This window comes from Duganella rivi, assembly GCF_009857435.1.
GTDB classification, from domain to species: Bacteria; Pseudomonadota; Gammaproteobacteria; order Burkholderiales; family Burkholderiaceae_D; genus Rugamonas; species Rugamonas rivi.
Genome location: NZ_WWCK01000003.1, coordinates 838568 through 856858, shown reverse-complemented (window position 1 = coordinate 856858; position 18291 = coordinate 838568). Strand labels below are relative to the sequence as shown.

Below are 18291 nucleotides of genomic sequence, written 5' to 3'. Positions count from 1 at the left end.
TGCAGCGGCGGGTTTGGCGGCGGGCGCAGGTGCAGCCGCTTGTGGCGCCGGGGCAGGCGCCGGGGCCGGAGCAGGGACAGGTGCCGGAGCCGGAGCGACGGCGACCGGCGCGACTGGCGCGGACGGATCGGGTGCGAGGTCGAGCGTGAGGCCGGGCTCCTTGTGGTCGCTGACGGCGGGCAGGGGGCTGGGCGATGGGCGCGGCTCGGTGCTGGCCGCTATCGGTGCGGCGGCAGCCGGGCTGTCGGCCATCGGCTCAAGGCTCAGGCCTTCGAGGCTGAACTCGCGGGTGGCGGGCGCCGGCGCGGGGGCCGGCTTGACGACGGGCGCGGCCGGTTCCGGCGTCAGCGCCAGGATCTCGTCAAACGCTTCCGACGGCTTGTCCAGCTCCTCGTCGGAGACCGAGTTTTGTTTTGCGCGCTCGGCTTTCTTGAGCGCTTGCATTAAGAGGCTCATGATCCATTGGCCTTAGCAGGAACAGGGTACGGTTCAGTGTCGGGCACCTGGCCCGGCAAGATATAGCGGTAATCCTTGTAGTCGCCGTTGATGCTGGCGTCCTTCACCACCACCGGCCGCATGAAAATCACCAGCTCGGTCTTGGTGGTATTCTCGTTACGGTAGGAGAACAAGTCGCCCAGCACCGGGATGCGGCCCAGCACCGGCACGCTGTCCTTGGCGTTGTCGACCGAATCCTGCATCAGCCCGCCCATGACGGCGATCTGGCCGCTGTTGACGCGCATGATGGACTCCAGCTCGCGGGCCTGGATCACCGGAACTTCGCTGGTGACCTTGGCGGCGGCCAGCGCCGGGTTCGGATCCTGCACCTTGCCCACCACGCGGGTGATGGTCGGGCGCACGTTGAGGGTGACTTCGTCGGTATCGGAAATCTGCGGCGTCACGCTCATCACGAAACCGACCGGCACCGTTTCAAGATGCGATTCGTAGGTGGCTGGCGTGGTCGGCACGCCGTTCGCGTTGAGAATTGCCGGAGTCACCTTAATCGAGAAGAACACATTGTTATCGACCACCTTGAGCAGCGCGGTCTGGTTATTCAGCACGCTGATTTTCGGGCTGGACAGCACCTTCACCTTGCCGAATGATTCCAGCAGTTGGATGGTGGTGGCGAGGTTGCCGATGCGGCTGGTCGGATTCACGTAATTCATCACAAACACGCCCGGCGTGGTGCCGACCGTGACGCCGCTCGGCAGGTTGCCGACCGCGCCCTGCGTCAGCTTCAAGCCGCCGCCCGCGAGGTTCGACCAGTTAATCCCTTGCTGGTAAGCGCTGCTCAGCTTGACCTCGATAATGGTTGCCTCAATCAGCACCTGGCGCTTGGCCGCGCCCAGCACCACGTCAAGGAACTGCTGGATTTTCTCGTGCTGGCGCGAGGTCGCGCGCACCGCGATCAGGCCGCCCTCGGGATTGACAATGACCGAGCTGCCCGTGGTGTTGCGATTGACGCGCGGCGCCGCCGCTGCAGCGCCATCGGAGAGCGGCAGCGCGCCGCCGGCCGCTTGGCCGAGGCCGTTGAACACCGGCGCTGCCACATTGCTCGGCTGCGCCTGATTCTGCTGCAAGCCGGCCAGCGGATCGACCGGGTTATCGGACAGATTCGAGGCGCGCAGCATGTCGCGGATATTCTTCTCGATGTTGTACCAGAAGTTGTTATCCGAGCGGTTGTTCACCACCGTGGTGGAGTTGTTATTGCCATTGCCCATGGCGCCGTTGTTGGCCGGCGCCTGCTGTTGCTGGCCGAAGCCGGTGTTGCCGCCGGTATTCTGGCCGTACGGCTGCTGCTGGGTGGCTTGCACCGGGTTCGAGCTGCTGTCGCTGCCGCCGCCGGTGGTGGAAATCTGGGTCGCAATATTCACGCTGCTCATCGTGCTGCGCGCGATATTGACGTAATCGACTTTGTAATTGCGCCATTCCGGCGTATCGGGCAGCACCGTCAGGGTGGCGCCGTTGATCTCGTAGCGCATATCGACCTGGCGCTGGATGCGGCTCAGCAGCTGGGGCAGGGTCTGATCCAGCGCATTCAGCGTGACCGTGCCTTCGATGCCGGGATGGACGTCTACGTTGAGGCCGGCGTCGCGCGCCAGCGCAAACAACAGCGACTGCACCGGCACCTTGTGCACGGTAACGCTGTAAGTAGCGACCTTGGCTGCGGGTTTGGGCGGCGGCAGCGCTACGCTTTGCTGCACCGTGTCGGGAATGGCGCCGGCGGCCGATGGCGGCTCGCTGATGTGTACCGGCGATGGCGTGATGACCTTGCTGGCGCAAGCACTCAACAAGACGCTGCACACCACGGGAGCGAGGGGGGAGCTGAGTTTTTTCATCACGGGTCTTTTTTGTTGTGCTTTTGCAATTATAGATGGCATGATCTTACAAATTCCGCGCCGCCGCAAGGAGCAGACCGCAAATCAGGATCGCCGCGCCCGCTATAACAACAGCCTTGGCGTTCAGGCGGCTGCCGCGGCGACGGAATGGCGACTCGGCGATGGCTTGCCGCGCGTGGCCGGCCTCGACCATGTCGGCATCGTCGGCAAACGCGGCCAGCAGGGCCTTGTCGGCCAGGATGTTGATGCGGCGGACGATGCCCTCCGAGGCCTCGGCAATCAGCTTGGCGGCGGCCGGGCTAAATAGCGAGGGGCCGTCGTTGCCGGCCGCGCGCAGGCGGAAGGCGAGGAAATCCCCGGTCAGGTCGGCTTGCAGCGGCGGCACCTGGAAGCTGTGGGTGATGCGTTCCTTTAATTGGCGCATGCTCGATAGTTCGAGATGCTGGTCCAGTTCCGGCTGGCCGAACAGCACGATTTGCAGCAGCTTGCTGCGCGCTGTCTCTAAATTAGTGAGCAGGCGGATCGCCTCCAGCGTGTCCAGCGGCATGGCCTGCGCCTCTTCGACCAGCAACACCACCTGCCGCCCGGCGCTATGGCGGGCGATCAGTTCCGCATGCAAGCTGCGCTGCACCTCGTCGGCGCGCAAGCCGCTGGTCGGCAGGCCCAACTCGGCGGCGATGGCGTGCTGCACCTCCAGCGGATTGAGGTTGGGATTGACCAGGTAAATCACGTCGATGTGAGGCGGCATGCGGCTTTCCAGCATGCGGCACAGCATGGTCTTGCCGGTGCCGACCTCGCCAGTGACTTTAATAATGCCTTCGCCTTGGCCGACCGCGTACAGCATGGCCTCCAGAATATCGCCGCGCGTATTGCCGGAATAGAAAAACGCTGGATTGGGCGTGATGTTGAACGGCGACTCGCGCAGGCCGAAGTGGGATTGGTACATGGTCATGCTCACGCAATACAGGTCAGGAAGGCTTGTTCCAGCGTCGCCGCGCCGAACTGGGCGCGGCATTCGGCTGGCGTGCCGCTAAATCGGATCTGGCCGCCGTGCAGGATGGCCATGCGGTCGCATAGTTCATCCACGTCGGCCAGCGCGTGCGAGGTCAGGAATACCGTGCTGCCTGCCTGATGCAGGCTGCGCAACTGGTCTTTTAGCAGGGCGCGCGCTTTGGGGTCGAGTCCGCTCATCGGTTCATCCAGCACGTACAGCGGCTTGCGCGCCAGCAGGCAGGCGGCCAAGCCCAGTTTTTGGGTCATGCCCTTGGAATAGCTGCGCACCGTGCGCTTGAGCGCGTCCCGGTCGAGGTCGAGCGCGGCCAGCATGGCGGCCACGGCTTGCGGGTCGTAGGGCAGGCCTTGCAAGGTTAGCAGGTAACGGATGAAATCGGCGCCCGTTAAATAATACGGCGGCGTGAAGCGCTCGGGCAGAAAGCCCAGCGGCTGGCGGGCGGCCGGCCGGTGGTGCGGCTGGCCGAAGATCTCGACGCTACCGCCGTCCAGGGCGCAGAAATCCAGCATGCATTTAATCAGGCTGGTCTTGCCGGCGCCGTTGACGCCGACCAGCCCGAAGCACTCACCGGCGCGCAACTCAAGGTCGACGCCGTGCAGCACGTGGGCTGCGCCGTAGCGTTTGGTGACTTGCTGGAGGCGCAGGGCGGGGACGTTCATGGGCGACACTGTAGCGCATCCGTCTAAAGAAAGCGACACCTTGGCTCGCGTTTGCCCGGTATTGTGGACTAGAATGGCCGCAAGTTTAGGTGACAGTCTTCAAGGAGCGGTTTTATGTCTAGGCCAGAGAAAGTCCGGCTGGGGGAAATCCTGGTGCAGCAAAAGCTGCTCTCGGAAGAGCAACTGGGGCTGGCGCTGGCCGATCAAAAGCGCAGCGGGCGCAAGCTGGGCCGCGTCTTTGTCGAAAACGGCTATGTTACTGAGGAACAGATCGCCGGCGCGCTGGCGCGGCAGCTCAACATCCCCTACCTGAACCTGAAGTTCTTCAACATCAATCCCGAGATCGTGCGGCTGCTGCCGGAAACCCAGGCCCGCCGCTTCCGCGCGCTGGTGCTGGAAGACCGCCACGGCGCGCTGCTGATCGGCATGTCCGACCCGACCGACCTGTTTGCTTACGATGAGATTGCCCGCATCGTGAAGCAGAATATCGAGCTGGCGGTGGTCAACGAGACCGAGGTGCTGGCCGCCATCGACCGCATTTACCGCCGCACCGAGGATATTTCCGACCTCGCGCGCGAGCTGGAGCAGGATCTGGGCGATACCGCCTCGGTCGACTTCGGCGCGCTGGCCGCCGCCAATCCGAATCTGGAAGAAGCGCCGGTGGTCAAGCTGCTGCAATCGGTGTTTGACGACGCGGCGCAGGTGCGCGCGTCCGATATTCACATCGAGCCGCAGGAGGGCCGGCTGCAGATCCGCTTCCGCATCGACGGCGTGCTGCACCTGCAGACCGAGGCTGATATCAAGATCGCACCGTCGCTGGCGCTGCGTTTGAAGCTGATGTCGGATCTTGATATCTCGGAAAAGCGCCTGCCGCAAGACGGCCGCTTTGCCGTGCGCGTGAAGAACCAGCGCATCGACGTGCGTATCTCAACCATGCCGACCCAGTACGGCGAATCGGTGGTGATGCGTCTGCTGAACCAGGGCGGCACGCAGCTGAAGCTGGACGCCATCGGCATGCCGCGCGGCGTGCTCGATAAGTTCCGTGCCATCGTCCAGCGCCCCAACGGGCTGGTGCTGGTGACCGGGCCGACCGGCTCCGGCAAGACCACCACCTTGTATTGCGCGCTGTCCGAGCTGAATTCGGTCGAGAAAAAGCTGATCACGGTGGAAGACCCGGTCGAGTACCGGCTGGCCGGCATCAATCAGGTGCAGGTCAACGACAAGATCGAACTGAACTTCGCGCGCGTGCTGCGTTCGGCGCTGCGGCAAGACCCGGACATTGTGCTGGTCGGCGAGATGCGCGACCAGGAAACCGCCGCTATCGGCCTGCGCGCCGCCATGACCGGTCACTTGGTGCTGTCCACACTGCACACCAACGACGCCGTCAGCACGCCGCTGCGCCTGATGGACATGGGCGTGCCGCGCTACATGGTGGGTTCGTCGCTGCAAGCGGTGCTGGCCCAGCGCCTGGTGCGGGTGATTTGCGAAAGCTGCACCACGCCTTACGATCCGACGCCTTCCGAGCGCGAATGGCTGAGCCTTGAGTTGAAGGATAAAGTCGACAAAGGCCGCTATTTCCACGGCAAGGGCTGCTCGCATTGCAACGGTATGGGCTATCGCGGCCGTACCGGCGTCTACGAATTGCTGGAAATGACGCGGGCGGTGGTGGACGCCGCCAATGATCCCGATCCCTCGCACTTCCTCAAGGTGGCGCAAGCGCAGATGGCCGGCGAAACCTTGCGCCGTCATGCGGTGGCGCTGGTGATACAGGGCCGCACCACGGTGTCGGAAGCGATGCGTATCAGTAACCAGGTCGAGGATTAAACCGTGCCTTTCTTCGCATATAAAGGACGTAACGCCCGCGGCGAGCTGATGCAAGGCGTGCTGGAGGCGGCCGATAGCGGCGCGGTGGCCGATCAGCTATTCAATACCGGCGTCACGCCGATTGAAATTGTGGTGACGAAGAAAGCCACCAGCGGCGATGGCGAAAGCGTGCTGGCCAAGCTGCTGGAGAAGAAGGTCACGTCGATGGACGTGCAGCTGTTCAGCCGCCAGATGTACACCTTGCTCAAGTCCGGCGTGCCGATCATGCGCGGGCTGGCGGGTTTGCAGGAGTCGGCGGTGAGCAAGTCGTTCGGCAAGGTGATCAAGGATTTGCGCGAGTCGCTGGATGCGGGCCGCGAGCTGTCGGCCGCCATGCGCCGCCACCCGGATGTGTTCACGCCGTTTTATTTGTCGATGGTGCGGGTAGGGGAGATGACCGGGCGGCTGGAAGAAGTGTTCCTGCGCCTGTTCGACCACCTGGAATTTGACCGCGACATGCGTGAGCGGGTGAAAACTGCCACCCGCTATCCAACCTTCGTGGTGATCGCCATGGTGATTGCGATGGTGGTGGTGAATATGTTCGTGATCCCGGCCTTCGTCGGCGTGTTCGCCAAGTTTAATGCCGAGCTGCCGCTGATGACGCGGATCCTGATCGGCACTTCCAATTTCACGGTGCGCTACTGGCCGGTGATGGCGGGGGCGCTGGTGCTGGCGGTGTGGGGCTTCAGGGCGTGGATATCCACCCCAAAAGGCCTGTACCAGTGGGACAAGTTCAAACTTAAAATCCCGGTCGCCGGAAAAATCATCCTGAAAGCGACCATGGCGCGTTTTGCGCGCAGCTTTGCGCTGTCCAGTCGCAGCGGCGTGCCGATTGTGCAGGCGCTGTCGGTGGTGGCGCAGACGGTGGACAACGCGTATTTGACGGCGCGCGTGGAGCAAATGCGCGACGGTGTGGAGCGCGGCGAGAGTATTTTGCGGACTGCTGCGGCCAGCAATGTGTTCACGCCCATCGTGCTGCAAATGATTGCGGTGGGCGAGGAGAGTGGTTCTATCGATGATCTGATGGACGAGATTGCGCAGATGTATGAGCGCGAGGTCGATTACGAGTTGAAGACATTGTCGGCGCAGATTGAGCCGATCTTGATTGTCTTCCTCGGCATCATGGTGCTGATACTGGCGCTGGGTATCTTCTTGCCGATCTGGGATTTGGGCAAGGCTGCCTTGCATCGGTCATAGGAATATCGTGGCATCCTTGATAACGTTTGTGTCGGCGAAACAACGCGGTGCGAGCTTGTTGGAATTTGCCGTGTCGGTGGCTGTGATCGGTGTTTTGATGGGCTTGCTGCTACAGCGGATTTGGTATTACCAAGGTGAGGCCGAGCAAAAGGCTGTGCAAATGACGGTGGCGAACGTGCGTACCGCCTTAGAAATTAAGGTGGCCGAGGCAAAATTGCCGGGGCGCAGCATCGATTTAACGATTTTGGCCGAAGAAAATCCGTTCAATTTGCTAAAAGATAAGCCGGTCAACTATGCCGGAGAATTGTTTAGCCCTACGGACAGCGACATCGGCGCAGGGAATTGGTGTTTCGATCGAACCAATAAAAGTGTGATTTATTTGTTAAATAATAGAAACTCTTTTGAAGATGCTCAATCGAAACGTTTGAAATTCAAGGTAAAATTATTTCGCTTGCCCCATAGTCCCGCCAAGCCGTCAGGCACACCCGAACTCGAAAGTGTGGCCTTTGAGCAAGTTAAGGATGAACCTTCTTAGACGATTTGGAGAAAGTAAATGAACAAGCCAGCACCGACCGCAATGCGCAAACAAGCCCAAGGCGGCTTCACGCTGATCGAATTGATTGTGGTGATCGTTATTCTCGGCATTTTGGCGGCGACCGCCTTGCCGAAATTTGCAACCTTGGGCGGTGATGCGCGCGCCGCTTCGTTGCGTGCAGCATTGGGCGCAATCAATACCACGGCATCCATGGTGCACGGCCAGGCACTGATAAATCCGACTGCTGGATCCTTTACTAATGAAGGCGTGGTGATCGGTGTCACGAATGGCTATCCTAGCGGTACTGAGAATACTGCCTTGGGAGCCGGCCTGACCGATAACGACTATACGGTGACTGCTAGTGTTGCTGGCTCGGGTGCGGCAGGTAACACTCCAGCGATCCCTGTTAATGGTTTTGTCGTCGTTCCACGTGCGATTTCCGGGACGCCTACCGCTCTGACCTGCTTCGTTTCTTACGCGGCCTCCACCGCAGCTAACGTCGCACCTGTGACGAATATTACCGTCAGCAACTGCGGTAATTAAGTTCACAGGCTCTTGCCTGGGGCCGCTTTGAGCCGCTCTGCATCCTGCTGGAAGCCGTCGCCACTACGCTTCCAGTCGGCCGGCTTCACCATGATTGAGCTGGTCACCGTCATTGTGTTGATGGGCATATTGGGGGCAATTGGTTATGCGCGGTTTGCTGACACCTCGTCATTTGAGAACCGCGCCTACTCGGATCAAGCACGCACGATAATCCGCTACGCGCAAAAACTCGCTGTCACGCAAAACCGCGCCGTCTTCGTGCGCTCGGAGCCGAACGGTTTTGCAGTTTGCTACCAGGCCGGCTGTGGCAACGGCGCCGCGCTGGCCCCCGCGCCGGGCGGCCGCAACAGCGGCAGCGCCGGCACGCGCGGTTACTGCACCCTCAACAACACCTACATTTCCAACTGGATGTGCGAAGGCCGGCCCAATAACAACGTAGTCGTCACCAGCGACACCGCCCGCAACGAATTCGGCGTCGGCGGCAGCTTTTTCTTCGACGCGCTCGGACGTCCCTACAACGCTAACGACGTACTCGGCAACTCTACTTTCACGCGTATGACCTTGACCTTCACGCGCAGCGGCGCCAGCAACACCGTCGTTATTGAAGCGGATACTGGCTATGTCCATTAAACGCCAACGCGGCCTGACGCTGATTGAGCTGGTGATCTTCATGGTCATCGTCGGCGCGGCGGCGGCTGGCATCATGGGCGTGCTCAATATCGGCGGCAGCCAAAGCGCCGACCCATTGCGGCGCAAGCAAGCGCTGATGATCGCGGAAGCCTTCATGGAAGAAGTTTTGATGGCGCGCTTCACTTTCTGCAATCCAAGCGATCCTAATGCCGCCGACGCAAACGCGCAGGGCGATTGCTCTCCGCAGCTTGCCATCGGCCTGACTGGCGGCAGCCGGCCATTCGGCAACGTCGCCAATTATGGCGGCGCGGCCGGCATGGCAACACGTAGCTTTATCGTCAATGGTGTTGATGCCGATATCAACGGTCGCCCGCTGGGGCAGAATGCCGGTCTTGCCACGATAGGCAATGCGTCGCTGTCGGGCATTACCACGACCGTCACATTGAACTTCCTCGTGTACAACAGCGATCCGAACTTTAATAGCGCGCTCGGGCCTGACGATGTCCGCCGCATTACTTCGCAGGAAAACGACATCCGTGGTCTGCACATTACTGTGCGTACCGCCTACGGCGGCGGCCCCAACGACTTCGTTGAGCTGGACGCCTACCGCACGCGCTACGCGCCGAAGCTGCTGCCATGATGACCACGCGCATACAACGGCCCCAACACCAGCGCGGATTTACACTGGTGGAAGCTGTCATCGTCATGGTCTTGACCGGCATTTTGGCAGGCATTATGGTGCTGTTCATCCGCGCGCCGGTGCAAAACTATATCGATGCTTCGGCACGCGCTGAGCTGAGCGACACCGCTGATCTGGCCCTGCGCCGCATGGCGCGCGAGTTGCGCGGCGCGCTGCCCAACAGCATCCGCGTCATCAATAACGGCGGCGTGTGGTGGGTGCAGTTCATCCCGACCAAGGCTGGTGGACAATACCTGTCGGTAGAAGACAATGTGCCTAACGGCACGCCGCTGAGCTTTACCGATTCGGGAGCGCGCACATTCAATGTAGTTGGCCCAATGCCGGATGGGACTGACGCCATCACACCCAACAACGATTTCATCGTCGTCTATAACCTCGGCAATGGCATCGATAATGCGGACGCTTACGGCACCGGTAATCGCGCGCTGGTGACCGGCGTTTCGATCCCGCAGGCACAGGTGACCATGGCCACCAATCCGTTTGCCGTTGGGCCGTCGGGCATCGCCAACTCTTCCGCCGACCATCGCTTCAGCGTGGTGACCTTGCCGGTGACCTTCCGCTGCGCGCCGAATGCCAGCGGCACCGGCACGCTGGCGCGGATTGTCAATCCAACATTCACTCCTGCGCAGCCGACGCCTGGGTTGGCGCCGGACACGCCGCTGCTCGCCAACAATGTGCAGGACTGCGACTTTAGCGCCACCCAAACGGCGGCGTTGAACAACGCCATGATCGGCATGTCGCTATCGCTGGCACGGCCGCGTGCCGGTGGCGCCGCCAATGGATTGGAGACGGTGACGCTGGTTCATCAAATTCACGTGGACAATACGCCATGAAGACACTACGAAAACAAGCGGGTGTTGCACTGGTGACGGCGATTTTCCTGCTGGTGGTGCTGGCTGGATTGGCTGTGGCCGTGGTGTCGCTGAGCAGCTCGCAGCAGGACGCTGCTGTCAAAGATGAAATGGGCACGCGCGCTTACCTCGCAGCGCGATCAGGCATGGAATGGGCGCTGTTCACGGCCACGCAAGGCCCCGGCACGAAGGCTGCAAATTTGAACTGCCCGCAGCTGCCCGGCGCAATTACCTTTCAACTGCCGCAGGGCACGACTTTGCAGGGATTTACCGTGTCGATCTCGTGTACTGCCGTGATGAACTCGTATGGCGGCGGCATGCCCAATGATCCAACGGACGGCCACTTCCGCATCACGGTCACCGCATGCAATGCGGCAGCTTGTCCGGCAGCCAATCCGGGCCCTGATTATGTGCAGCGCGTAATCAGCGCGCAGCTTTAAAGTCGCAACTGTGTGGAAATGTGTGTATTTTTACGGAATCATTGTAAGTTTGAGCATGAAATGCTTCACAACTTGAATATAATCAATCATCTAGCGCGCAAACTTCGTGTGTTGATATATGGGCTTGTTTAAGAGAGCTAAAAAAACCGATGGATGGCTCACTGTCACTTTCTTGAGGGACGGTGTCTGCGCGGGCCGCGTTCAGCGCCGGCGCGATGCGAAAGCTATCGTCGAGCTGTCGGCGTTCTATCCAGCCGACACCAGCTTCTCGCCCGATGTGCTCGACAAGCTCAACAAGGACTTGAAGGCCGGCGCCTACAACTGCGGCACCATGCTCAGCGGCGGCGAATATCAAATGCTGACGGTCGATGCGCCCAACGTCCCGCAAGACGAATTGAAAACCGCCGTCCGCTGGCGCTTGAAGGATATGCTCGACTTCCACGTCGACGACGCCACTATTGACGTGCTCGATATTCCAGTCGATAGCAACGCACCGTCGCGCGGCCACTCGATGTTTGCGATTGCCGCGCGCAACGCGCTGATCCAGTCGCGGCAAACGCTGTTTAGCGAAGCCAAGCTGGATCTCACCGTCATCGACATTCCCGAAATGGCACAGCGGAATATCTCGGCACAGCTGGAGACTGATGGGCGCGGCCTCGCCATGCTGTCGTTTGACGAAGACGGCGGTTTGCTGACCATTACCTACAAGGCCGAACTGTATTTGTCGCGCCGTATCGATGTCACGCTGGAGCAGTTGCTGGAGCGCGATTCGGATCGCCAGCAACTTCATTTCGACAAGATCACTCTGGAGCTGCAACGCTCGCTCGATCACTTCGACCGCCAATTCCATTACGTGAATGTGCTTAAGCTGCTGCTGGCGCCGACCGGCGCGCAGGGCTTGCATGAGCACCTGGCCTCTAATCTGTACATGCCGGTGGAGGCGATGACGCTCGATGATGTGTTCGACCTGAGCAAGGCACCCGAGTTGCAGGATATCGCGCAGCAGCAGCGTTTCTTCCTGACGTTGGGTGCGGCGCTGCGGCACGAGGAGGTGCGCCTGTGAGCCAGCAGATCAATCTCTTCAATCCGATCTTCCTCAAGCAGAAGAAGATTTTTACCGCTTTGCCGATGGCCGAGGCGCTGGGCGCCATTGTTATGGGCGCGCTGCTGCTTAACTGGTACGCGGTGCAAAGCGTGAAGGAGCTAGAGAAGGAGGCTGCTTCCGGCAAGGCGCTATTGGCCAAGAGCGAGCAGCACTTGACGGCGGCGCGCGCGCAGTTTGTGCCGCGTCCTCAGAGTCCGGCGCTGGCTGCGGAAGTGGTGCAGGCGGAAGCGGAGTTGAAGGCGCTGCATGATGTGTCGTCGGTGTTGCAGGGCGGCGAATTGGGGAATACGGCCGGCTACGCCGAATATTTCCGCGCGTTCTCGCGCCAGAATGTGAGTGGCTTGTGGCTGACCGGCGTGAGTATCAATGGCGCGGGCAATGATATCGGCGTGCAGGGCAGGGCGATGCAGGCGACGCTGATTCCAAATTATATTGCGCGCTTGACCGCTGAGCGCGTCATGCGTGGCAAAACGTTTGCCAGCCTGGATATTTCGCGGCCGGAGGGCACGGCGTCTGCAGCAGCGCCCTCGGCAGCACCGGCGTCCGCTGCTACCGCATCGCCATTCGTTGAGTTCAGCCTGCAATCGACCATGAAGGAGGCTGCCAAATGAAACAGCAGCTTCTGCAACGTTGGAGTACGCTGAGCGCCAAGCTTGACGCGATGACCTTGCGCGAGCGCGCGATGGTGTTTGCGGCGGTGGTGGCGTCGGTGCTGTTCCTGTTGTACACCGTGTCGGTGGAGCCGCTGCTGAATAAGCAGAAGCTGTTGCGCGCGCAGATCAAGCAGCAGCAAAACCAGATCACCGGTATCGATAACGAAATTTCGGCCATGGCGAAGGGCTTCGTGGTGGATCCAGATGCCGCCACGCGCGCCAAGCTGCAAGCGTTACAGCATGAAATCGATACGACCAGCGCCGGCCTGATGGCGGTGCAAAAAGGCTTGGTGGCGCCGAACAAGATCGCGCCGCTGCTTGATCATCTATTGCGCGGCAATGGCAAGTTGAAGCTGATGTCGATGCGCACGCTGCCGGTGACCGGCATGAACGAAGCGCTGCTGCCGGCCCAGTCCGCAGTGGCAACGCCGTCGGGCCAGCCAGCGCAGACGCTGCAGCCCGGCCAGCCAGCCGATCGGGCCGCCGCTGCGGGTGCCATGGCTGCCGGCGCCGCAGGCATGGCAGGCTTGACTGGCGCGGCACCGCCGCCGAAGCCGCGCGAGCTGCTGTATCGCCACGGCGTCGAAATCGTGCTGCAAGGGAGTTACCTAGACATGATCAACTACATGGACGCGCTGGAATCCTTGCCGGTTCAACTGTTCTGGGGCAAGGCCAAGCTGGACGCCCAGCAGTACCCTAACTCGCGGTTGACGCTGACGCTGTACACGCTCAGCCTCGACCCAAAATGGATGAAATTATGAAGCGCCTGCTCTGCACAGTCTTGCTGATCGCCGGCACAGCCCAAGCGCAAACGCTGCTCGATCCGACCCAGCCTCCGCCGGAATCGCGCTTGCTGCCGCAGTCCGACGTACCGGCGGTGCCAGCCGGCCCGCAACTGCAATCGGTGCTACTCGGCTCGCGTGGCCGCGCGGTGGCGGTGATTGATGGCCAGACCATCCGCAAGGGTGAGAAGTTTAACGGTGCGGTGCTGGTGGAAGTCCGCAAGAATCAAGTCGTGCTGCAAAACGGCCGCAATAAACAGGTATTGACCCTGTTCCCGGAACCGGCGCACAAATAAACGCGAAGAACGCTTATGCAAAAAATTCTGACTATCGCTATCGTAACGACGCTGCTGTTGAGCGGCTGCCAAACGCCGTCCACGCGCGACACCTACGATAAGATTGCCGGCGAGGTGAGCGGAGCGGCCGCCAAGCCGGCCGTCGTGACCCAGAATGAAGCCGTGGCCAGCGCCTTGCTGCCGCCGGTGTCGCAACTGGGCGACCAACTGCCGAAAGCGCGCGCGGTGCTTGATGAGCGCTTCAATGTATCGTTCAACAATGTGCCGGTGCAGCAGTTCTACAATTCGATCGTGGCCGGTACGCGCTACAACATGCTGATCAATCCCGAGGTCAACGGCAACATCACCGCCAACCTGAAAGACGTGACCTTGTTCGAGGCGCTCGACGCCGTGCGCGAACTGTACGGCTACGACTACAAGGTGGAAGGCACGCGCATCTACATTCGTCCGCTGACCATGCAAACCAAGATGTTCAAGGTGAACTACCTGGTGGCGGTGCGCAAGGGCGGTTCCAGCTTGCGCGTATCGTCGACCTCGGTGGCCAATGCGGGTGTGAGCAATAGCGGCAATCAGTCCAACGGTTCGAACAACAATAACAACAATAACAATAACAACAGCGGCAACGATACGGATCCAAACAATCCCAACGGCAGCCGCACGCAAACCCAGCGCGACTCGGCCAATGTCACCACCCGCTCGGAAAGCGATTTCTGGCTGGAGCTGAAGATGGCGCTGGAGGCGCTGGTGGATGTCGGCAAAGATGGCCGCAGCGTGACCATCAGCCCGCAGTCGGGCGTGATCGTGATCCGCGCCATGCCGGACGAGCTGCGCAACGTCGATATGTATTTGCGCGCCACGCAGTTGTCGGTGGATCGCCAGGTGATCCTGGAAGCCAAGATTCTGGAAGTGGAATTGAACAGCAATTTCCAGAGCGGTATCAACTGGGCGGCGTTCGGCAAATTCGCGGCGGGCGGCAATAACCGCTTCTCGGCCGGCACGTTGCAACCGGATACCACCTTGCGCCCGCTGGGTTCTTCCATCAGCAGCACTGGCCCTGCCGGTATCAGCGCCTCGCCGGGTAGCTCCTTGGGCGCATCGGGCGATGCGGTGGGCTCGCTGTTCGGCCTGGCTTTCCAGACCAGTAATTTCGCTGCGCTGATTTCCTTCCTTGAAGGGCAGGGCACGGTGCATGTGCTGTCCAGCCCGCGCATCGCGACGCTGAATAATCAGAAGGCGCTGCTGAAAATCGGCACCGACGAGTTTTACGTGACCGGCGTTAGTACCACCACCACCAGCAATGGCAACGGCAACGGCACCACCTCGCCGACGGTGACGCTGCAACCGTTCTTCTCCGGCGTGGTGCTGGACGTGACGCCGCAGATCGATGAAGACGGCAATATCATCTTGCACGTGCATCCATCCGTGAGCCAGGTGTCGACGGTGAACAAGGGCTTGAATCTGGGCTCGCTCGGCAATTTCACCTTGCCGCTGGCGGCGTCTGCGACCTCGGAAATGGATAGCATGGTGCGCGGCCAGAACGGCCAGGTGGTGGCGATCGGCGGCTTGATGCGTCAAGCCACGACCACCGACCGCTCCGGCGTGCCGGGCGCCAGCCGCGTGCCGGTGCTGGGTGCGCTGTTCGGCAGCAAGAGCGAAATCATTCAGAAGCGCGAACTGGTGGTGCTGATTAAACCGACGGTGATTGAATCGTCGTCCGATTGGAATCAGGATTTGCTCGATAGCAGCCGTCGCCTGAAGGAGCTGGATCCGGGCCGCGGGAAGGGGCGCAATTAATCATGTACAGCAAACACTTCGGCCTGCGTGAGGCGCCATTCAGCATTACGCCGGATACCAGCTACTTCTTCACCAGCCCGCATTCGCAGGAGGCGTTGAATACCTTGCTGGTGGCGGCCAAGAGTGGCGAGGGCTTTATCAAGATCACCGGCGAAGTGGGCACCGGCAAGACGCTGCTGTGCCGTAAATTCATCGCGACGGTGGGGCCGGATTTTGTGACGGCGTATATTCCGAATCCGTATCTTGAACCGCGCACGCTGATGCTGGCCTTGGCCGATGAGCTGGAAGTGGCGCTGGAGCGCGACGTCGATCAGCACCAGTTGCTGAAGTCGATCACGCATCGCTTGATGGATCTGGCGCGGCAGGGCAAGCAGGTGCTGTTGCTGCTGGACGAGGCGCAGGCCATTCCAACGGAGAGCCTGGAGGCGCTGCGGCTGCTGACCAATCTGGAGACTGAGAAGCGCAAGCTGCTGCAGATCGTGCTGTTCGGCCAGCCGGAGTTGAATCAGCATTTGCAGGCGAATTCGATCCGCCAGCTGGCGCAGCGCATCACTTTCCATTACCACCTTGGGCCGCTGTCGCGCGATGACATGGAATACTACCTGGCGCATCGCTTGCGCGTGGCGGGATATGGCGGCGGGCGCTTGTTCAGCCGGAGCGCGATTGCGGGCTTGTATAAATCGAGCGGCGGCATTCCGCGCCTGGTGAATATCATGGCCAACAAAGCGCTGATGCTGTGCTACGGCGAGGGCAAGCAGCAGGTGACGCGGCGTCATGTGAATTTGGCGGCGCACGATACGGTCACGCCGCAGGTACACGGCTTGCGCTGGGCCTGGATGGCGGCCGCCGTGAGTTTGCTGATCGCGGCGTGCGGTCTGACTTGGGCGTTGAGCAAATGAGCTTGATCAACAAAATGCTGCAGGATCTTGATGCGCGTCGCAGCGGCGGCGCGGCGTCGGCTGTGCAGCAGGATGAGGTGAAGGCGGTGCCGTCAACGGAGCGCGACCGGCGGCCGCTGATGCTGGGCGGCGCGGCGTTGGGCGTGCTGGTGTTGGCTGCGGCTGGGTGGTACGGCTGGCGTTACTGGCAGGCGCAGAATACGCCGCCGCCAGCGCCGATCAAAATCGCTGATAACCGTGCAATCGACAAACCGCGCTTCCAGCCGCCGCCTGCTGCCGAGAAGCCTCCTGAAATCGTGCCTGAGGTTAAGCCGGAACAAGCTCCCGTTGCCGCTAAGCCTAAGCCTCCCATTGTGGCGCACACAGAGCGTACGGAGCCTGTGCGCGCACCTAAGCCGGTCGTGCCGCATGCGCAAGAGGGCGTGGTGGTGCGCGAGTTGACGCCTAAGCAGATGTCGGAAAATAGCTATCGCCGCGCACTGTCGGCCTTGCAGGAAGGCCGCGTGAGCATGGCCTTGGCGGATCTGGACAAGGCCGTCGAAATCGATCCGCGCAATGACGCTGCGCGCCAGACTTACGTCAGCCTGCTGCTGGAAAACCGCCGCACCGACGACGCGATACGCCAGCTGCGCCTGGCGCTCGGCATCGATCCACGCCAGCCGGGACTGGCGATCATCCTGGCGCGCTTGCAGTTGGAGAAGGGCGGCCCCGCGCTCGATACGTTGCTGAAGACTTTGCCGTACGCGGCCAGCAGTCCCGACTACCACGGCTTCCTCGCCGGCGTGCTGCAACGCGAGCAGCGCCATAGCGAAGCTGCTGATCACTACCGCGCGGCGCTGCAACTGTCGCCGCAGAACGGCGTGTGGTGGATGGGACTGGGCATCTCGCTGCAAGCAGAGCAGCATCTGCCGGAAGCGCGCGAAGCCTTCAACCGCGCCCGCAGCAGCGGCGGCTTGACGCCCGACCTGCGCGGCTACGTCGACCGCCAGCTTGAGAAACTGTCGCGCTGATTACAGCGCCGCTTGCGCGCCCCAGACTTGCTTCATGCTGAAGCGGATAGAGGCCTGATCTTCACTCAATGACTCGGCGATGCAGCAGCCATCATCGCCGGTGCGCCGCTGCGCTGCTGGCGACATGACCGCGCCAGCCGGATCGCGCAGGCAGTGGATATTGCGCGCGTCAACGCCGGCCAGGCGCTGGCTGACCACGCCGATTTCACCGCTGGTCAAGCGCACCACGCAACCGGGCGGGAAGTCGCCCAATTCGCTCTGGAAATAGCGCACCAGCAGCGGATCGACCGGCGCCACCTTATCTTCCACCAGATTGAGCAAGGCCTGGCGCGGCGGCAGCGAACGGCGGTAATTACGCGCCGACACCTGCGCGCAGTAGCGGTCTGCAAGGCTGAGCAGCTTGGCGTTCAAGGTCACTTCCGGGCTGGCGATGCCGGCCGGATAACCGCTGCCTTCGTCATTCTCGTGGTGCATCAGCACGCAGGAAATCCACTCGTCGTCTTCGATGCCGACGCAGCGCAGCATGTCCACGCTTTCTTCCGGGTGGCGGCGCACGATGGCCTGCTCTTCGGCGGTCAGCGGGGTATTCTTGTTCTGGAAAGTTTCGTGATGGCGCAGCATGCCGACGTTCATGGTCAGCGCGGCGGCGGTCACGGTCAGCGTGCTGGCTGCGCTCAGATCCATGGCGCGCGCGATCACCACCGTTACCACGGCCGTCTCAATACAGTGACGCACCGCGTAGACGCCATTGATCTGGCTGAGGAAAATGCAGGCCAGCGCAACGTCCGGGTTGATCTCCACCGCCTGGATCACCTCGCGCGCGATGTCGCGGATTTCGGCTTCGGCATTGTGCTCGTTGCGCAGATTGTGCAGCAGGCGCTCCAGCTCGCGGTTGCACAGGTTCAGCTGATGCAGTACCGACGGCGTGGATGCTGCAAACACCGGCGCCTCCAGCGGCGATTGCAGTTGATTAGCTTCGGACATTT

Annotated in this window: 19 protein-coding genes and 1 pseudogene; 15 read left to right on the top strand and 5 right to left on the bottom strand. The window is 61.3% G+C overall.

What is annotated here, in order from left to right; translation table 11 throughout:
- The 4 genes and pseudogenes from GTP45_RS28175 to GTP45_RS12445 form a co-directional block, all read right to left on the bottom strand.
- Nucleotides 1-456, bottom strand: a pseudogene (locus GTP45_RS28175) (tetratricopeptide repeat protein); the annotation flags it as partial.
- Nucleotides 453-2336 (bottom strand): pilus (MSHA type) biogenesis protein MshL, encoded by a 1884-nt coding sequence (gene mshL, locus GTP45_RS12455; RefSeq protein ID WP_161014157.1) that lies wholly within the window; start codon nt 2334-2336, stop codon nt 453-455. The gene mshL (GTP45_RS12455) and the pseudogene GTP45_RS28175, both read right to left, overlap by 4 nt.
- Before the next feature lie 46 nt (nt 2337-2382).
- Nucleotides 2383-3282, bottom strand: coding sequence for an ExeA family protein (locus GTP45_RS12450; RefSeq protein ID WP_161014156.1), 900 nt, complete (start codon nt 3280-3282; stop codon nt 2383-2385).
- An 8-nt stretch (nt 3283-3290) separates the two neighbouring features.
- Nucleotides 3291-4007 carry an ABC transporter ATP-binding protein gene (locus tag GTP45_RS12445; RefSeq protein ID WP_161014155.1) on the bottom strand — a complete coding sequence of 239 codons (717 nt, stop codon included), beginning with the start codon at nt 4005-4007 and terminating at the stop codon, nt 3291-3293.
- 114 nt (nt 4008-4121) lie between these two features.
- On the opposite strand from GTP45_RS12445, the gene GTP45_RS12440 reads away from it, so the two are divergent.
- The 15 genes from GTP45_RS12440 to GTP45_RS12370 all read left to right on the top strand — a co-directional run bounded on the left by GTP45_RS12440 (nt 4122) and on the right by GTP45_RS12370 (nt 17305).
- Nucleotides 4122-5831: a GspE/PulE family protein gene (locus GTP45_RS12440; protein WP_161014154.1), complete on the top strand. Its 1710-nt coding sequence runs from the start codon at nt 4122-4124 to the stop codon at nt 5829-5831.
- Between the two features lie 3 nt (nt 5832-5834).
- The gene (locus GTP45_RS12435) at nt 5835-7067 is read left to right on the top strand and encodes a type II secretion system F family protein (RefSeq protein ID WP_161014153.1); all 1233 of its coding nucleotides are present in this window, start codon (nt 5835-5837) and stop codon (nt 7065-7067) included.
- Nucleotides 7068-7074: 7 nt separating this feature from the next.
- A complete protein-coding gene (locus GTP45_RS12430; RefSeq protein WP_161014152.1) occupies nt 7075-7602 on the top strand; it encodes a type II secretion system protein in 528 nt (175 codons plus the stop codon).
- 18 nt (nt 7603-7620) lie between these two features.
- Nucleotides 7621-8145 (top strand): type II secretion system protein, encoded by a 525-nt coding sequence (locus GTP45_RS29180; protein WP_308494602.1) that lies wholly within the window; start codon nt 7621-7623, stop codon nt 8143-8145.
- A gap of 27 nt (nt 8146-8172) precedes the next feature.
- Entirely contained in the window at nt 8173-8775 is a 603-nt protein-coding gene (locus GTP45_RS12420) for a pilus assembly FimT family protein (RefSeq protein ID WP_161014151.1), read from the top strand.
- Nucleotides 8765-9415 (top strand): type II secretion system protein, encoded by a 651-nt coding sequence (locus GTP45_RS12415; RefSeq protein ID WP_161014150.1) that lies wholly within the window; start codon nt 8765-8767, stop codon nt 9413-9415. Before GTP45_RS12420 ends, GTP45_RS12415 begins: the two co-directional genes overlap by 11 nt.
- Nucleotides 9412-10308 carry a type II secretion system protein gene (locus GTP45_RS12410; protein WP_161014149.1) on the top strand — a complete coding sequence of 299 codons (897 nt, stop codon included), beginning with the start codon at nt 9412-9414 and terminating at the stop codon, nt 10306-10308. Before GTP45_RS12415 ends, GTP45_RS12410 begins: the two co-directional genes overlap by 4 nt.
- Nucleotides 10305-10766, top strand: a complete 462-nt coding sequence (locus GTP45_RS12405) for an agglutinin biogenesis protein MshP (RefSeq protein WP_161014148.1) — start codon at nt 10305-10307, stop codon at nt 10764-10766. Before GTP45_RS12410 ends, GTP45_RS12405 begins: the two co-directional genes overlap by 4 nt.
- Before the next feature lie 172 nt (nt 10767-10938).
- The gene (pilM, locus tag GTP45_RS12400; RefSeq protein ID WP_161014147.1) at nt 10939-11829 is read left to right on the top strand and encodes a type IV pilus biogenesis protein PilM; all 891 of its coding nucleotides are present in this window, start codon (nt 10939-10941) and stop codon (nt 11827-11829) included.
- Nucleotides 11826-12482: a hypothetical protein gene (locus GTP45_RS12395; RefSeq protein WP_161014146.1), complete on the top strand. Its 657-nt coding sequence runs from the start codon at nt 11826-11828 to the stop codon at nt 12480-12482. Before pilM ends, GTP45_RS12395 begins: the two co-directional genes overlap by 4 nt.
- Complete coding sequence (locus GTP45_RS12390; RefSeq protein WP_161014145.1) at nt 12479-13285, top strand: type II secretion system protein M; 807 nt, start codon at nt 12479-12481, stop codon at nt 13283-13285. The genes GTP45_RS12395 and GTP45_RS12390 overlap by 4 nt, the downstream gene beginning before the upstream one ends.
- Nucleotides 13282-13602, top strand: coding sequence for an MSHA biogenesis protein MshK (locus GTP45_RS12385; protein ID WP_229258424.1), 321 nt, complete (start codon nt 13282-13284; stop codon nt 13600-13602). The genes GTP45_RS12390 and GTP45_RS12385 overlap by 4 nt, the downstream gene beginning before the upstream one ends.
- Nucleotides 13603-13617: 15 nt before the next feature.
- Nucleotides 13618-15396: a pilus (MSHA type) biogenesis protein MshL gene (gene mshL / locus GTP45_RS12380; protein WP_161014143.1), complete on the top strand. Its 1779-nt coding sequence runs from the start codon at nt 13618-13620 to the stop codon at nt 15394-15396.
- Nucleotides 15397-15398: 2 nt separating this feature from the next.
- Nucleotides 15399-16295 (top strand): ExeA family protein, encoded by an 897-nt coding sequence (locus GTP45_RS12375; protein WP_161014142.1) that lies wholly within the window; start codon nt 15399-15401, stop codon nt 16293-16295.
- A complete protein-coding gene (locus tag GTP45_RS12370; RefSeq protein WP_161014141.1) occupies nt 16292-17305 on the top strand; it encodes a tetratricopeptide repeat protein in 1014 nt (337 codons plus the stop codon). The genes GTP45_RS12375 and GTP45_RS12370 overlap by 4 nt, the downstream gene beginning before the upstream one ends.
- Here the strand turns inward: GTP45_RS12370 and GTP45_RS12365 are convergent, their stop codons facing one another.
- Nucleotides 17306-18289, bottom strand: coding sequence for an HD-GYP domain-containing protein (locus tag GTP45_RS12365; RefSeq protein ID WP_161014140.1), 984 nt, complete (start codon nt 18287-18289; stop codon nt 17306-17308).
- Nucleotides 18290-18291 lie beyond the last annotated feature (2 nt).

Excerpts from the sequence above, each read along its gene's own strand:
- mshL (WP_161014157.1), bottom strand. The coding sequence starts at position 2,336 with ATGAAAAAACTCAGCTCCCCCCTCGCTCCCGTGGTGTGCAGCGTCTTG.
- GTP45_RS12450 (WP_161014156.1), bottom strand. The coding sequence starts at position 3,282 with ATGTACCAATCCCACTTCGGCCTGCGCGAGTCGCCGTTCAACATCACG.
- GTP45_RS12445 (WP_161014155.1), bottom strand. The coding sequence starts at position 4,007 with ATGAACGTCCCCGCCCTGCGCCTCCAGCAAGTCACCAAACGCTACGGC.
- GTP45_RS12440 (WP_161014154.1), top strand. The coding sequence starts at position 4,122 with ATGTCTAGGCCAGAGAAAGTCCGGCTGGGGGAAATCCTGGTGCAGCAA.
- GTP45_RS29180 (WP_308494602.1), top strand. The coding sequence starts at position 7,621 with ATGAACAAGCCAGCACCGACCGCAATGCGCAAACAAGCCCAAGGCGGC.
- GTP45_RS12415 (WP_161014150.1), top strand. The coding sequence starts at position 8,765 with ATGTCCATTAAACGCCAACGCGGCCTGACGCTGATTGAGCTGGTGATC.
- GTP45_RS12410 (WP_161014149.1), top strand. The coding sequence starts at position 9,412 with ATGATGACCACGCGCATACAACGGCCCCAACACCAGCGCGGATTTACA.
- GTP45_RS12405 (WP_161014148.1), top strand. The coding sequence starts at position 10,305 with ATGAAGACACTACGAAAACAAGCGGGTGTTGCACTGGTGACGGCGATT.
- GTP45_RS12390 (WP_161014145.1), top strand. The coding sequence starts at position 12,479 with ATGAAACAGCAGCTTCTGCAACGTTGGAGTACGCTGAGCGCCAAGCTT.
- GTP45_RS12385 (WP_229258424.1), top strand. The coding sequence starts at position 13,282 with ATGAAGCGCCTGCTCTGCACAGTCTTGCTGATCGCCGGCACAGCCCAA.
- mshL (WP_161014143.1), top strand. The coding sequence starts at position 13,618 with ATGCAAAAAATTCTGACTATCGCTATCGTAACGACGCTGCTGTTGAGC.
- GTP45_RS12375 (WP_161014142.1), top strand. The coding sequence starts at position 15,399 with ATGTACAGCAAACACTTCGGCCTGCGTGAGGCGCCATTCAGCATTACG.
- GTP45_RS12370 (WP_161014141.1), top strand. The coding sequence starts at position 16,292 with ATGAGCTTGATCAACAAAATGCTGCAGGATCTTGATGCGCGTCGCAGC.
- GTP45_RS12365 (WP_161014140.1), bottom strand. The coding sequence starts at position 18,289 with ATGTCCGAAGCTAATCAACTGCAATCGCCGCTGGAGGCGCCGGTGTTT.